Origin of the sequence: Kitasatospora sp. NPDC058032 (genome assembly GCF_042885845.1) — a bacterium.
Taxonomy (GTDB): Bacteria; Actinomycetota; Actinomycetes; order Streptomycetales; family Streptomycetaceae; genus Kitasatospora.
In genome coordinates this window covers 447,784-461,448 of the sequence record NZ_JBHVRK010000004.1, presented here as the reverse complement: position 1 = coordinate 461,448, position 13,665 = coordinate 447,784, and the positions used below count along the sequence as shown (strand labels likewise).

The 13,665-nt window shown below is 74.5% G+C and carries 13 protein-coding genes and 1 pseudogene; 7 read left to right on the top strand and 7 right to left on the bottom strand.

All coding sequences use genetic code 11. From position 1 onward, the window contains the following. Positions 1 to 342 precede the first annotated feature (342 nt). Entirely contained in the window at positions 343 to 2,094 is a 1,752-nt protein-coding gene (locus tag ACFVUH_RS09925) for a recombinase family protein (protein WP_387912268.1), read from the bottom strand. A gap of 38 nt (positions 2,095 to 2,132) precedes the next feature. Between ACFVUH_RS09925 and ACFVUH_RS09920 the strand changes: the two are divergent. Continuing rightward, positions 2,133 to 2,861, top strand: a pseudogene (locus ACFVUH_RS09920) (pirin family protein); the annotation flags it as partial. 189 nt (positions 2,862 to 3,050) lie between these two features. Next, the gene (locus ACFVUH_RS09915) at positions 3,051 to 3,182 is read left to right on the top strand and encodes a hypothetical protein (RefSeq protein ID WP_355362208.1); all 132 of its coding nucleotides are present in this window, start codon (positions 3,051 to 3,053) and stop codon (positions 3,180 to 3,182) included. A 43-nt stretch (positions 3,183 to 3,225) separates the two neighbouring features. Here ACFVUH_RS09915 and ACFVUH_RS09910 read toward each other — a convergent pair whose 3' ends face one another. Together ACFVUH_RS09910 and ACFVUH_RS09905 are read right to left on the bottom strand one after the other, a co-directional pair. Continuing rightward, a complete protein-coding gene (locus ACFVUH_RS09910; protein WP_355362210.1) occupies positions 3,226 to 3,849 on the bottom strand; it encodes a TIGR03086 family metal-binding protein in 624 nt (207 codons plus the stop codon). Next, positions 3,846 to 4,778, bottom strand: coding sequence for an alpha/beta hydrolase (locus ACFVUH_RS09905; RefSeq protein ID WP_387912266.1), 933 nt, complete (start codon positions 4,776 to 4,778; stop codon positions 3,846 to 3,848). The genes ACFVUH_RS09910 and ACFVUH_RS09905 overlap by 4 nt, the downstream gene beginning before the upstream one ends. Positions 4,779 to 4,950: 172 nt before the next feature. Here ACFVUH_RS09905 and ACFVUH_RS09900 point away from each other — a divergent pair, with 172 nt between their 5' ends. After that, positions 4,951 to 5,610: a TetR family transcriptional regulator C-terminal domain-containing protein gene (locus ACFVUH_RS09900; RefSeq protein ID WP_355362214.1), complete on the top strand. Its 660-nt coding sequence runs from the start codon at positions 4,951 to 4,953 to the stop codon at positions 5,608 to 5,610. Positions 5,611 to 5,625: 15 nt separating this feature from the next. Here ACFVUH_RS09900 and ACFVUH_RS09895 read toward each other — a convergent pair whose 3' ends face one another. The 3 genes from ACFVUH_RS09895 to alc form a co-directional block, all read right to left on the bottom strand. Further along, a complete protein-coding gene (locus tag ACFVUH_RS09895) occupies positions 5,626 to 6,939 on the bottom strand; it encodes an amidase (RefSeq protein WP_387912264.1) in 1,314 nt (437 codons plus the stop codon). A gap of 58 nt (positions 6,940 to 6,997) precedes the next feature. Further along, positions 6,998 to 7,261: a hypothetical protein gene (locus tag ACFVUH_RS09890; RefSeq protein ID WP_355362218.1), complete on the bottom strand. Its 264-nt coding sequence runs from the start codon at positions 7,259 to 7,261 to the stop codon at positions 6,998 to 7,000. A 102-nt stretch (positions 7,262 to 7,363) separates the two neighbouring features. Further along, the gene (alc, locus tag ACFVUH_RS09885; protein ID WP_387912263.1) at positions 7,364 to 8,476 is read right to left on the bottom strand and encodes an allantoicase; all 1,113 of its coding nucleotides are present in this window, start codon (positions 8,474 to 8,476) and stop codon (positions 7,364 to 7,366) included. A 211-nt stretch (positions 8,477 to 8,687) separates the two neighbouring features. On the opposite strand from alc, the gene ACFVUH_RS09880 reads away from it, so the two are divergent. Continuing rightward, positions 8,688 to 9,683, top strand: coding sequence for an LAETG motif-containing sortase-dependent surface protein (locus tag ACFVUH_RS09880; RefSeq protein WP_387912261.1), 996 nt, complete (start codon positions 8,688 to 8,690; stop codon positions 9,681 to 9,683). A gap of 110 nt (positions 9,684 to 9,793) precedes the next feature. Next, complete coding sequence (locus ACFVUH_RS09875) at positions 9,794 to 10,789, top strand: LPXTG cell wall anchor domain-containing protein (protein WP_387912260.1); 996 nt, start codon at positions 9,794 to 9,796, stop codon at positions 10,787 to 10,789. Positions 10,790 to 10,847: 58 nt separating this feature from the next. Here ACFVUH_RS09875 and ACFVUH_RS09870 read toward each other — a convergent pair whose 3' ends face one another. Continuing rightward, the gene (locus ACFVUH_RS09870; protein WP_387912258.1) at positions 10,848 to 11,504 is read right to left on the bottom strand and encodes an ATP-binding protein; all 657 of its coding nucleotides are present in this window, start codon (positions 11,502 to 11,504) and stop codon (positions 10,848 to 10,850) included. Positions 11,505 to 11,755: 251 nt separating this feature from the next. Between ACFVUH_RS09870 and ACFVUH_RS09865 the strand changes: the two genes are divergently transcribed. Both ACFVUH_RS09865 and ACFVUH_RS09860 read left to right on the top strand, forming a co-directional pair. Continuing rightward, entirely contained in the window at positions 11,756 to 12,595 is an 840-nt protein-coding gene (locus ACFVUH_RS09865; RefSeq protein WP_355362254.1) for a hypothetical protein, read from the top strand. A gap of 210 nt (positions 12,596 to 12,805) precedes the next feature. Then, positions 12,806 to 13,576, top strand: a complete 771-nt coding sequence (locus ACFVUH_RS09860) for a YcnI family protein (protein ID WP_355362256.1) — start codon at positions 12,806 to 12,808, stop codon at positions 13,574 to 13,576. The last annotated feature ends 89 nt before the right edge of the window (positions 13,577 to 13,665 follow it).

Genomic DNA, 13,665 nt, shown 5'->3' with positions numbered 1-13,665 from the left:
CATTATTTTTTTCTGCTCCACGGGGCGGGGGCGGGGGGGGGGGGGGGGGGGGGGGGGGCGGGGGGGCCCCCCCCCCCCCCCCCCCCCCCCCTTCTGCGTCTGCGCCCTGTGCAGCACAGGTGCCTGGGGCTCCCACGGTCACGCCTCTGGTCCGGCGAGGCCGAGGTCGTCATCGGTCAGTTCGGCTCGCAGTCGCTGGCCAGCGAACTCGGCGCAGTGCGGGGAGGGTTCGACGCCGACGAAGTGCCGACGTCGCGCAGACGGCGACGCCGGATCGCATTGGTATCGCGCCGCAAGTCCCGGACAGTGGCTGTCCGGGACCCACTTCGCGATCAGCGGTCGCTACAGCACTCGCTGCCCCTCGCCGTCTTCGGCCTCCTTCGGCCGCTTGGCGAACTCGATCTTCACCCTCTCGTGCACCGGGCCTCGCCCACCGCGCTCCTTGGACTTGAACACGGTGATCCGGTCCACGAAGAGCTTCACGAACATCCGGCGCTCGTCGAGCGGCGCACTGTGCCACCACGACCCCTCGCCGATCGGATCCTCCGCCGGGTCCTCGGGCAGCCACTCGGCTATGGGGATCACCGGGGTGGCCGCCTCCTCCAGGTCGGCGATCCTCGCCTCGGCGGCCTCCAGCAGGCTCAACAGCGCCGACTCCTCCGAGACGAACCTGCGCCGGCCGATGTCCCCTCGGAAGCCTCCGGCCTTCCGGTCGTCGTAGAGCTCTTCGAGGGCCCTCACGGCGTCGGCACGGTCCGCGACCAGGGTCGCGCGTTCCCGCGACCGTTCGGGTGATTCGTTCGCGATGCCGAACCTGCGCGTTGCCTCTGCAAGTACGGCGAGGGCCTCGTGATCGGTTTCGACCTCACGCAGCAGCGCGAAGACGCTCCGGGCCACGTGGTCGTCCAACGCACCCTGGCTGATGGTGCACTCTCCAAGGTGCTGGCCCGGCCGGACCTTTCGGCGGCGGCACCGGTAGGACCGCTTTGTCGGGTTCGCGCTGTCGGCGTGGGAGGTCTTCACGGCCCCGCACTCACAGAACAGCCGCTCCATGGCGGACAGGAGGGATTCACCGCGCGAGAGGCCCTTCCCGCGTCCTCGTCCGTCCAACCACTCCTGCAACTCGTACCACTCCTCCGGCGGAATGATCGACTCGTAGATCCGGAGGGGAAGCATCTTTTCGGGGTCCCGCAGGATGCGGTAGCTCTCCACGGTGCTCGTGATGGTGCCGTCCTCCTTGACCTTGTAGACGGGTGCGGCGGCGAACCCGGCTATCCGGGGATCCCTGAGGATGCGCTTGACGGTCTTTGTGTCCCAGGCGCTGTCCTTCGTCTTCTTGCCGTGGGTCGCACCGCGCGTCGGAACGGGCTTCTCGCCGTTGTTCATGTTGTTGACGATCCCGCCGAGCGAGCCGGGGTGGTGCCGGCGCTTGGGGTCGTAAGCCTGGTGCTTGTACTTCTTGATCGTCGCCCACCAGTCCCGGATGACGTCCGGCTCGTTCTCGCTGTGCACGAGGATGTGGATGACGATCGGCTTGCCGTCCGCCGTGTGCACCGTCACGGCTCTCAGCTCGAAGCCGTACGGCGCCTTGCCGCCGGTGTATCCGCCGAGATCGCGGGCCGTGGCCTTGGCGCTGAGAACAGCCTCGCTCTTGTTCTTGCTCTCGTTGTGGGACTGGTCGAGGCGCATGAACATGTGGATCAGGTCGACGAGGTTGCCCTTGCGGAACTCGCCCTCGGTGACGCTGACGATGGTCACACCGAGGTTCAGCAGCTCGATGACGATCGGGATGGCATCGGCAGGGTCGAGGCGGGACAGCCGGCTGATGTAGTAGACGATCAGCAGGTTGATCCTGCCGGCCCGGCAGTCTTGCAGCAGCTTCTCGAAGTCCGGCCGCTCGACCCCGGTGAATGCCGAGATGCCGAGATCCTCGTAGTAGGTGATCGACGCGGCGTTGCGCTTCGTGGCCTCGTCGAAGCCCTTCTCGCGCTGTGTCGTAGTGGATGCCTCGCTGCCGTTCTCCCGCGCATCGGACTGACGTGAGTAGACGGCGGCGTGGACTTCCATGCCGGTGATCACTGCTGGTGCGGACATGAGTCTGGATGTTACTGGTCCCCTAACTGGCATAAGTGAAGGGCACCCCCTGGCACCCGCACCGCGGCTTCGAGACCGTCACCTACATCATCGACGGAACGTTCATCCACCAGGACTCGCACGGCGGTGGCGGCACCATCACCGACGGCGACACCCAGTGGATGACGGCCGGCTCGGGCCTCCTCCACATCGAGACCCCACCGGAGTCCCTGGTGCGGTCCGGCGGCCTGTTCCACGGCCTCCAGCTGTGGGTCAACCTGCCCGCCTCGGACAAGATGATCGCCCCGAAGTACCAGGACATCCGCGGCGGCAGCGTCAAGCTGCTCAGCACCGAGGACGGCGGCGCCCTGCTGCGCGTCATCGCCGGTGAGATCGACGGCCACCAGGGCCCCGGCTCCACCCACACCCCGATCACCATGATCCACGCCTCGGTCAGCCCCGGCGCCCAGATCACCCTGCCCTGGCGCTCCGACTTCAACGCCCTCGCCTACGGCCTCGCCGGCAACGGCTCGGCCGGCACCGAGCACCGCCCCTTCCACCGGGGCCAGGCCGTGGTCTTCGGCGACGGCGACTCGATCACCATCCGCGCCGACGAGAAGCAGGACTCCCGCGACAACAACTTCGAGGTCGTCCTCCTCGGCGGCCTGCCGATCCGCGAGCCCGTCGCCCACTACGGCCCGTTCGTGATGAATAGCCACCGCGAACTCCAGCAGGCCATGGAGGACTTCCAGGCCGGCCGCCTCGGCACCATCCCCGCCGACCGGTAGTCACCCCCGTGACGCCCTCGCCCCGGCCCTCCGCGCACGGCTGCCGCAGCCGCGCGCAGCGGGCCGGGGCGTCGTCGTGCGCCTTGCCTCGTGCGCGCCCCGCCCCGCCCGCCCCGGTGGCAGCGCGGGGGATCCGGCCCTACCGTCGGACCACGGACGCACGTTTCGGCCGAGGGTGAGGAGCGACGGATGTTCTGGCAGTTCATCGTGGTGACGGCCGCCGCGCTCGGCTTCCCGACCGCCACGCTGCTCTTCTTCATCGGCGGGCCCCGCTTCCCCGACGAGCAGCGCGACGACCGCCGGCAGCACGACGACCGGTAGCACGAAGGTTGGTGGCACGAAGGCCGGTGGCGGTCGGCGGGCGTCAGCGCACCGGGACCGCCCAGGCCGGGTCGCGGCCCAGCAGGGCCAGCGCGCGCTCGAACGGGCCGGCCGAGCCGTCGGCCGCCCGGACGGCGGCGAAGGCCCGCCCCGGCGCCCGGTCCGCCGCGGCCGCCGGCACCGCCCCGGCCACCGCGAGCAGTGCCCCGGCGAGCGGCGGCTCGTCCTCCACGGCGGCCACCAGCCGGGCCGGCGAGCCCAGCGCGACCGCCACGTCCCAGGCGTGCACCAGGGTGTCCAGCAGGTGGAAGCCCACCGCCTGTTCGAACGGGAACGGCTCGCCGGCGCGGATCTCCGGCAGCAGGAGCGGGGCGGGCCGCGGCGTCGCGGCGGCGAGGGCGAAGGCCGCGGTCAGCCGGGCCGCCGAGTGCCGGAACGCGCCGGCCGGATCACCGTGCACCGGGACGTCGCGCCAGTGCTCGAGGTCCGCCCCGGCGCCGTCGGCGGCCGCCGCGAACCCCCGGTGCTGCCCGACCACGTGCTCCAGCAGCCGCCGCAGCGACCAACCGGCGCAGGGCGTCGCCAGCACCAGCTGCTCCGGTTGCACGGTGTCCACCACGGCGGCGGCCAACTCCAGGGAGCGGCTGTGCAGTTCGAGCGGGCTCATGCCGTACCCGCCGCGGTCGGCTCGGCCGCCACGGCCGGCTCCGTCCCCGGCTCCGTCCCCGGCTCCGTCCCTGGCTCCGTCCCGGCGGACAGGAAGCCGATCACCTGGTCGATCACGGTCGGCTCGGTGAGGATCCGCCGGTGGCCCAGCCCCCGGGTGGCCAGCAGCTCCAGCCGGTCGCCGTACGCCGCCCGCAGCCGGCGGGCCTGGGCGAACGGGACGACGTCGTCCTCCTCGTCGTGCGCCACCAGGATCGGCGGGGTGATCTCCTCGGGGTTGCGGGCGGCGTCGAAGTGGCTCCGCACGTCGGCGACCCCGGGGAACATCGCACCGCTCTCCGCCCGGCGCGTCAACTCCCGACGCACGGTGGCGTTCAGGCCGAGCCTGGTGCAGAATCCGGCGGGCAGCCAGGAGACCTCGGCGACCCCGGCCACGGCGGCCAGCCGGCCGGCCCGCAGCCCCTCGCGCAGCGCCAGGAAGGCCGCGTTGACGCCCAGCGAGTGGGCGATCACCGCCTCGAAGGCGCCGTACTCCTCCTGCAGCCGCAGCGCGATGGTGCGGTGGTCCAGCACGGTGGCGGTCCGGCCACCGGAGTCGCCGTGCCCGGGGGCGTCGTAGCCGACGGCGGTGAGGCCGAGCGCGCCCAGCCGGGGCACGTAGTCCGCGAACCGGGAGGCCCGGGACTGCCAGCCGTGCATCAGCAGGACCGGCCGCCCGCCGTCGCCCCAGCGGTGGACGACCACCCGCTCGCCGCGGTGCCGCAGCGTCCCGGTGACGGCCCGGTCGTGCACCTCGCGCTCGCGGGTGCGGACCCGGCCGCGCCGCAGCGGGTGGCGGTAGAGCTCGAACGCGGCCCGGCCGGCGAGGCCGGGGGCGGCCAGCGAGACGGTGTTCAGGGTGGTGCGGATCAGTGCGACGGCCGGGTCCATGCGGAACTCCCTGTGGATGCCGAGCTGTGGATGCCGAGCTGTGAACGCCGAGGGCAGGAGCCGAACTGGGCGAGATATTAGCACGACCGTTCGTGCATTTTTTTGGTCGGCCATCCGCCCGGCTACCCTGGCGGCACGGACGGACGACCGGAGAACTGAGGTGAGAGCGGTGGTGGCCGGAGCGAGCACGTCCCGCACGGACGGACGGGTGCAACGCGGCGAGGAGACCCGCCGGACGGTCCTGCGCCGCGCCGTGGAGATCGCCTCCGTCGAGGGCCTGGACGCCCTGTCGATCGGCCGGCTCGCCACCGACCTCGGGCTCAGCAAGAGCGGGGTCTTCGCCGGCTTCGGCTCCAAGGAGGAGCTCCAGCTCGCCACCGTCCGGGCGGCCCGGCGGATCTTCTCCGACGCGGTGCTCGACCCGATCGCCGCCGAGCCCCCCGGGCTGCGCAAACTGCGGCTGCTCTGCGAGTCCTGGCTGGCCTACTCGCGCGCCCGGGTCTTCCCCGGCGGCTGCTTCTTCTACGAGGTCAACGCCGAGTACGACGCCCGCCCCGGCCCGCTGCGCGACGCCCTCGCCGCCAACTGGCGGGAGTGGCACGCCACCGTCCTCGGCCTGGCGACCGGCGCCCGCGACGCCGGCGAACTGCGCGCCGACGCCGATCTGGAGGACATCACGTTCACCCTGATCGCCCTGCTGGAGAACGCCAACCCGCAGGCCCTGCTGCTCGACGAGGACACCCCGTACGAACGCGCCCATCGCGCGGCGCTGCGCCGACTGCGCGCGGACGCCACCGACCCGGACACCCCCGCGCTGCGGGCCGACCGGTAGGCCCGGACGCGGCGCTCAGGCGTCCAGCACCCGCTCCAGGACCGCCGCCTGCGCGAGCAGCCGCTCGTCCACCCCGGCCTCGCCGACCACCTGGAGGCCCAGCGGCAGACCCCGGACCGTCACCCCGGCGGGCAGGCTCAGCGCGGGCAGCCCGGCGAAGCTCCACGGCAGCGACATCACGGCGCTGCCGGTGCTGTCCAGCCCGAGCGGCGCCGGGCCGGTCGCCGAGGGGGCCAGCAGCAGGTCCACCCCGGCCCGCCGGCGCTGGGCGGCGAGCCGTGTCCGGAAGGCCTCGCGGGCGCGCAGCGCCGCCTCGTACGCGGCCCGGTCCACACCCCGGCCGTGCCGGATGCCCGCCACCGTCTCCGGCCGGTAGAGGGCGCCGAAGCGGTCGAACCACTCGGCGTGCGAGGCCGCCATCTCGAACCGGTTGATCGTCCGGAGCTGCCGCTCCAGCTCGGCGAAGTCCGGCAGCGCATCGACCTGACGGACCATCAGCCCGCGGGCGGACAGCAGCTCCAGCTGCCGCCGGAAGGCCTCCAGCGCCTCCGGTCGGGCCCGTTCCAGGTACGGACCGACCGGGACGCCGAGCACGGGGACGTCGTCGTGCCCCGGCTGCGGCCGGTCGTCCCAGTCGTCGCAGAGCAGCGGGGCGGCCAGCGCGACGCCGGCCAGGTCGGCGGTGAACAGGCCCACCGTGTCGAGGCTCGGCGCGTTGGGGATCACGCCCGCCGCCGGGATCCGCCCGTGCGTCGGCCGGAAGCCCACCACACCGCAGTAGGCGGCCGGGCGGACCACCGAGCCGACCGTCTGGGTGCCGATCGCCAGCGGCACCAGCCCCGCCGCCACCGCCGCCGCCGAACCGCTGCTGGAGCCGCCCGGGGTGTGGCCCGGGTGGTGCGGATTGCGGGTCGGTCCGGGGGCTCCGCCCGCGAACTCGGCGGTCACCGTCTTGCCCGCGATCAGCGCCCCGGCCGCCCGCAGCCGGTCCACCACGGTGGCCTGCGGTCCGGCCAGGACGCCCGGCGGCAGCGCGGAGCCGGCGTGCGTGGGCAGGCCGTCCACGTGCACGATGTCCTTGATCCCGACGGCCACCCCGTACAGCGGCGGCGCCTGCGCCGGATCAAGGTGGCGGGCGGCGAGCGCCCTGGCCTCGGCGTGCAGCCGGTCGACGCGGCCGGGCTCCGGCACGAAGGCGTGGATCAGCGGGTCCACCTGGTCGATCCGGGCGCAGAGCCGGTCGACGTGGACGGCCAGGGCGGGTACGCCCGCGCGCAGCGCGGCGGCCTCACGGATCAACGACCGTGGCCGGACCAGGGATTGCTCCATGCCGACCACGGTAGCCCCGGCCCCGGGGGGACCGTTCACCGCACCACCGGTGCGGCGCTCACTCCGTCGGCCAGGCCGATTCCCGCTGGTCACCGGGCCGGCCCGGCCGGTGCTCGTCGCCCAGCCAGGGCGCCTCGCGCAGCAGGTAGGCCCCGCAGGTGTGGCAGCAGAGTTCGCGGGTGCGCCCCCAGTCCGCCGCCTCCCGGGCGGGTGCCCGCTCGTCCAGCTCCCGGCCGCACATCGCCACGCTCCCGCCGCCACGGACCATGTGCCACATCCGCACCCCGGCGGAGGCACCGCCGGGGGCGTACTCGGCACGCATCCGGTGCATCATTCCCCCATCGTCCGGCGGCCCGGCGGGCCCGGCAAGCGGAGCGGGACACCGCCGGGGGCCGGGGGCCGGGGCGGCCCGCCGGTGCCGGGATCAGACCAGCCCGCCCCACAGCCGCAGCCGGGCGATCCCGCCGTCCGGGAAGACGTCCAGCCGGACGTGGGTGGCCGGGCGCGGGGCGTCGATCACCAGGCGGTGCACGGCGTCGGGCTGCAGCCGGGTGCGCGGCACCAGCTCGAACCACTCCTCGGGGTCCGCACCCCGCTCGTCCCGGCCGGACAGCGCCGCCCAGCCGGCCGCGTTGCCGACGTAGTGGCCGGTGTCGATCTCCACCGCCCGGACCGCGCCCCGCCCGGCCAGTCGCAGCCGGACCCAGTCGTGGCCCGCGTCGCGGCGCCGGCGGTTCTCCCAACCGTCGCCCATCGCCCGGGACTTCCCGGGCAGGAGGAGGCTGACCGGGGCGGAGTAGAAGCGGTCCGAGGCGTCCTCGACGGCGCCGCCGTTCTCCACCGCGGCCAGGTCGAAGGTGCCGAGCGCGGCCAGCCAGCCGGGGTCGGGGCGGGCCTCGCCGTGCACCCGGAAGCGGGCGATGCCGCCGTCGGGGTACTGGCTGAGCCGCAGGTGGGTGAAGCGGCGGCGGTCGGCGACGGCGAAACCGTTGGCGGCGTGGCCGCGCACCGGGGAGCGGGGGACCAGCGGGTGCCAGCCGGTCGCCGCGGCCAACAGCTCCTCCGGGCCCGGGGTGCCGGGGAGTTCGGCGCCCTCGACGGCGATCTGCCGCGGGTGGTTGCCCCGGAAGTGCGCGGTGTCGACGACGACGCCGTGCACGACGCCCGACACGCCCAGGCGGACCAGCGCCCAGTCGTGGTCGTCCTCGGCCGGGTGCGGGCGGTCGGCGCCGGCGCCGCGACGGCGGCGGGTCTCCCAACCATCCATGAGCTGGCCCTTGTTGCCGAAGGTGTGCGGGCGGAACTCGGCCGGCCGGGGCAGCAGCAGGTTCTCCCGCTCGGCGAACAGCTCGTCGTTGGCGGCGACGACGGCGCCGCCGAGCCGGCGGTCGGCGAGGTCGACCAGGGCGGTGAAGGGGAACTCGGCGGCCCGGTAGTCGGCGTACGGGTCGCCGCCCCCGTACGGCGGGGCGTCCGCGTCGGGCAACCGGTCGGACGAACGGTCGGGACTCGGGCTGGCGTTCGCTTCGGCGGTCATGCTTCCAGCCTCGCCCCGGCGGCCGGTCGGGTCCATCGCCGGGAACCGGGCAAGGCGTCCGGCCGGGGTCGCATTTCGGCCACCCCGGGTGAGAGCCCTTCGCCCACGTCCCGTAGGGTGCCGCTCCTGCGACGCCATCGGGCTCTCGGATCCGGTCGCCAAGTTGCCCATATTCGGACATAGTTCACCAAGAAACGCTGGAGCCAAGACCTTGCGTTCTTCCCGCCTCCTGGCCGCGTCCACCCTGCTCGCGCTCTCCCTTGGTGCGACGGCCGGCGCGGCCACCGCCGGCGCCGTCGCCGTCCCGCCCACACCGTCGGCCACCGACACGCCCACGGCCACGGCCACGGCGTCCGCGACGGCCACCGCTACCGCCACCGTCACCCCGAGCGCCACCGCCACCCCCTCGGCGAGCGCCTCCCCGAGCGCCACCACCACGGCCACCCCGACGAACCGGCCCTCTGTCCCGCCGACCTTGCTGCCGACCACCGCACCGGGCCCCGGCTGCTCGGGCGGCGTGTACCAGGGCTACGACTGGCTGAAGGTCAGCGGCACCGGGCTGTGGGGCAGCACCATCGCCCCTGGTACGACCCAGGAGACCTCCGTCACCTGGGAGAACCTCAGCGAGGTCGAGCTGCCGAAGTTCCACACCTACCTCTACCTGTCCGTGTTCGACCGGGAGGACGGCGTCGACAGCCACGCGTGGGACAAGGACTACTTCACCGTCCAGTTCCGCGCGCCCGGCCAGGACTGGAAGCCCGCGCAGATGAACAACTCCTCCGCCGATACCGGCACCTTCCGGCTCGGCAAGGGCGAGAAGCTCACCCTCCAGTTCCGCATCACGCCCACCGCCAAGGCGCCGCTGGCCAAGTACTCGGGCAACTTCGGCGGTGGCGACACGGCCATGGACAACACCGTGCTGCCCCACCCGGCCAAGCCCGACAAGAACGGCTGCACGCAGTACATCAACTACTACGAGGGCGAGTTCAAGCTGACCCTGGCCGGGCCCGCCGGTACCGCGTCCGCCTCCGCCAAGCCCTCCGCCTCCGCCTCCGCCTCGCCGTCCGCGGTGAGCGGGCCGCACCTGGCCGAAACCGGCTCCAGCTCCAACACCCTGCCGATCGCCGTCGGCGGCGCCGTCGTGCTCGCGGCCGGCGCCGGGACGCTGCTCGCGCTGCGCCGCCGCAAGGCCGGCGCGCACGGCTGATCGCCGACCGAAGAGGTCCGAGGGGTACGCACAACCGTTCGTATCCCTCGGACGTCCACCTGACAGAGCTTCACCACCCGCCACCGCCAACGACCGCCGGAGCCGTGATCGTGCGCACCTCCCGTCTGACCGCCGCAGCCGCCCTGCTCGTCCTGACCACCGGGATGACCGTGGCCGGCACCTCCGGCGCCTTCGCCGCGGACCCGACCTCCGAGCCCTCGGCCACCGCGACCACCGAGCCGACCGGCGCGCCGACCGCCGAAGCGACCGCCGAACCGACCGACACCCCGTCGGCGACGGCCACCCCGACGGCCACCGGCACGGCCACGCCGACCGCGACCCCGTCCGCCACGCCGACGCTGCCGTCCGGCTGCATGTACCAGCGCGACGTCAAGATGCCGGTCCACGTCAGTCCCGCCGAGTTCACGCTCGTGAAGGACGGCACGGCGCAGGAGATCGCCGTCTCCTTCCAGAACACCAGCTCGACCACGCTGACGGACTTCGAGCTCACCTACAAGATCGACTCCAACAAGGGGCTCTGGAAGCCCAAGTCCGAGGTCAAGGTCCAGAACGGCGCCTGGAAGCCGGCCGACGCGACGACCGACCACGGCTCGGTGTCCCTCGGCTCCTTCCAGGTCAAGCCGAACGAGATGATCACGGCGACGATCCGGCTCTCCGTCACCGACTCGCCGTGGCAGGAGTTCTACCTCTCCCTCGACGGCGCCTCCGAGGTTCTCCCGTACGGAGTGGGCCCGCAGAACGTCAAGTACACCTGCAACCGGCTGATCGGCGCGTACTCCTCCACCATCAAGGCCGTCGACAAGGCCCCGGCCACGTCGTCCCCCTCGGCCACCACCACGCCGACCTCGACCGCGTCCGCCACGCCGACCGCCACCGCCACCGCCGCCCCGACCGCGAGCAGCTCGCCCTCGCCGAGCGCCACCGTCCGCCCGGCCGGCACCACCGGCGGCTCGACCGGCACCCGCCTCGCCGACACCGGCGCGAGCAGCGCCACCACGCCGATCGCCATCACCGGCGGCGCCGCCGTCCTCCTCGGCACCGCCGCCCTGCTGGTCGCCCGCCGCCGCAAGCCCACCCGCGACTGACCCCCACCACCCCCGGCCCACCCGCCCCGCCCCGCCCCCGCGGGCCGGGGCGGACCCGTCAGGACGCCCGGGGGAGCAGGGCGTCGTCCTGCCACTTGAGGATCTTGTCGAAGCTGACGATCGCGCCGCGCAGCGGGTGGTTGCGGAGCTGGACGTGGTCGGTGAGGGCGTGGATGAGGAAGAGGCCGCGGCCGGACTCGGCGGTGAGGTCGGGGAGGCCGTCGAGGTCCAGGGGCCGCAGCAGGGGCAGTGGCGCCGGGGCGGCGGCCGGCGGCAGGACGTGGGTGTCGTACGGGCGGCCGTCGCGGCGCGGGCGGTGGGTGGTGAGCAGCGGGCCGGGGACGGTGGCGCGGCCGTGCCGGGAGCGCGGGCGCGGCTGCGGGCGCCCGGCCGGGCGGGCCGTCGGCGGTGCCGGGGCGGGGGCCGGACGGCGCGCCGCCGGGGCCGCGGGGCCGGGCAGGCCTGGTCCCGAGTCGGTCACCTCGATCCGCAGCAGGTCGCCGCTGATCGACGCGGTGACCTGGTAGCCGTCGTCGGGCCGCCCGCCCGCGCCGTGCTCGACGGCGTTGGCGCAGGCCTCGCTGAGGGCGACGCCGAGGTCGTGGGCGATCTGCGGATCGACGCCCGCGGTCGCCATCGCGCCCAGCAGTATGCGGCGGGCCAACGGCACGCTGGCCGGGTCGCGCTTGAGGTGCAGAGTCCACCAGATGTCCACGGGAGGTCCCTCCTGGCTGCGGCTCCACATATAACGAGGTATCTCCGGACGGTGCGCAGGTGAACCGTGCCCGGGGTCCGCTACCGCCCGTTCGGCGGATGGACGGGGGGACGGGCATGTGCCGGGCGGCGCGTGCCCGAGGGGTGCGCGGGGTGGCGCGCGGGGTGGCGTGCGGAGCCGATCGGGGCATTCGTAGGGATTTCCCACCCTGCCGATCCGACGGGGGTAGGCGATGAGATGATGGCCCGGCCATGACTGCCCCAGCCGCCGCCCCGCACCCGGGCGCCCCCGCACCGGACGCGCCGGTGGGGGCCGCCGCCTGGGACCTGCGGCTTGCCAGGGCCGTCCCGTTCGCCCTGGTGTGCACGCTGATAGCGGCCGCCGGGCACGCGCTGGCGGGCGGCGGGGACGTCGCCCTTCCCGCACTCGCGACCGGTTTCGCCGCCACCCTGGTGCTCGCCGCCGCCTTCGGCGGGCGGGAGCGCTCGCTCGGCGCGATCGCCGGGGCGCTGGCGGCGGGCCAGTTCGGGCTGCACTGCCTCTTCCACTCCTTCGCCGGCCACGCGGCTTCCGGCGCGGCCGGTTCGCACCACGGCGGTCCGCCGGGCTCCGGCCCGCTGACCCTGCCGCAGGTGGCCGGCCGGCTGGTCTGCAACGAGGGCCGGCCCGGCACCCTGGCCGGCCTGCCCGGCAGCCCCACCGCCGAGCAGCTGGTCGCCGGGGCGGGCCTGGACCCGCACGCGTACGCGACCGTGCCGTGGTGGCAGGGCGGGGTGCTCGGGATGACACCGACGATGCTGGCGGCCCACCTGGCCGCGGCCCTGGTGGCCGGCTGGTGGCTGCGGCGCGGCGAGGCGGCGCTCTGGCGGCTGGTGCGGATCGCCGCGTCGGCCGCGCACGCCCGCACGGCGGCGCCGCTGCACACCGCGTGCGCCCTGGCCGCGGTGCTGCTGCGCGGCCTGTTCGGCCTGCCCGCCGGCCCGGTCCGGCGGTCCACCCGCCGGGGCGGGGACGACCCGCTGCCGGCCGGTGCCGCGCTGCGGCACAGCGTGGTGCGGCGCGGGCCGCCGCTCGGGGCCCTCGCGTACTGATCCGCGTCCACGGCGCCCCCGGTCCCCCACCGGTTCCGGCCCGAGGTCGGACGGGTGTACGCGCAGCCGAGCCGTATCCGCCCGACTCGCGCGGTCCTGCGGCCCTCCCCCACCTCTTCCCCACGCCGCGCGGCCCCGCCGCGGCACGGGTCCTCCCGTGCCCGGGAGCGGGCCTGCCCGCCGAGCCTCCGAACGGAGACCACGAACCCCATGCGTTCCCTTTCCCCCCGCCGTACCGCCGCCGTCGCCCTCGCCGCTGCCGCCGCCGTGGTGGCGCTGGCCGGCCCCGCCTCCGCGCACGTCACCGTGAACCCGGGCAGCGCCGACCAGGGCGGTTACACCGCCGTCGACTTCCGGGTGCCGAACGAGAACGACGCCGCCGGCACCGTGAAGCTGGAGGTCAACCTCCCGCTGGACCACCCGCTGGCCTCCGTCCGCACCCAGCCGCTGCCGGGCTGGACCGCCACCGTCGAGAAGGCCAAGCTGGACAAGCCGCTCAAGGTGCACGGCAACGACGTCAACGAGGCCGTCTCCAAGATCACCTGGACCGCCGACGCCGGGGTGAAGATCGCCCCCGGCCAGTTCCAGGAGTTCCGCGTCTCGCTCGGCCCGCTGCCGACCGACGCCGACACCCTCGTCTTCAAGACGCTGCAGAGCTACGACAACGGCGACGTCGTGCGCTGGATCGACGAGGCCAAGGACGGCCAGCCGGAGCCGGCCAAGCCCGCCCCGGTGCTGAAGCTGACCAAGGCCGCCGCCGGTGACGGCCACGGCGTGACCGCCACCGCCTCCCCGTCGGCCGCCGCCGACACCCACACCGCCCACGGCGACGCCGCCACCGGCGACAAGGCCGCCTCCGACGACAAGGCGAGCGACTCCACCGCCCGGGTGCTCGGCGTCGTCGGCATCGTGGTCGGCGTGCTCGGCACCGCCGTCGGCGTCCTCGGCCTGCGCCGCAAGAGCGGCGGCTCGGCCTCCTGACCCCAGCACCGGTGGGGGGGGCGCCCGCCCCGGCGGCGGCCCCCCCCGGGTGACCCCCACCCCAAGCGGCCGCGCCCAAGGGCGTTTTA

Excerpts from the sequence above, each read along its gene's own strand:
- ACFVUH_RS09925 (WP_387912268.1), bottom strand. The coding sequence starts at position 2,094 with ATGTCCGCACCAGCAGTGATCACCGGCATGGAAGTCCACGCCGCCGTC.
- ACFVUH_RS09915 (WP_355362208.1), top strand. The coding sequence starts at position 3,051 with ATGTTCTGGCAGTTCATCGTGGTGACGGCCGCCGCGCTCGGCTTCCCG.
- ACFVUH_RS09910 (WP_355362210.1), bottom strand. The coding sequence starts at position 3,849 with ATGAGCCCGCTCGAACTGCACAGCCGCTCCCTGGAGTTGGCCGCCGCC.
- ACFVUH_RS09905 (WP_387912266.1), bottom strand. The coding sequence starts at position 4,778 with ATGGACCCGGCCGTCGCACTGATCCGCACCACCCTGAACACCGTCTCG.
- ACFVUH_RS09895 (WP_387912264.1), bottom strand. The coding sequence starts at position 6,939 with ATGGAGCAATCCCTGGTCCGGCCACGGTCGTTGATCCGTGAGGCCGCC.
- ACFVUH_RS09890 (WP_355362218.1), bottom strand. The coding sequence starts at position 7,261 with ATGCGTGCCGAGTACGCCCCCGGCGGTGCCTCCGCCGGGGTGCGGATG.
- alc (WP_387912263.1), bottom strand. The coding sequence starts at position 8,476 with ATGACCGCCGAAGCGAACGCCAGCCCGAGTCCCGACCGTTCGTCCGAC.
- ACFVUH_RS09865 (WP_355362254.1), top strand. The coding sequence starts at position 11,756 with ATGACTGCCCCAGCCGCCGCCCCGCACCCGGGCGCCCCCGCACCGGAC.
- ACFVUH_RS09860 (WP_355362256.1), top strand. The coding sequence starts at position 12,806 with ATGCGTTCCCTTTCCCCCCGCCGTACCGCCGCCGTCGCCCTCGCCGCT.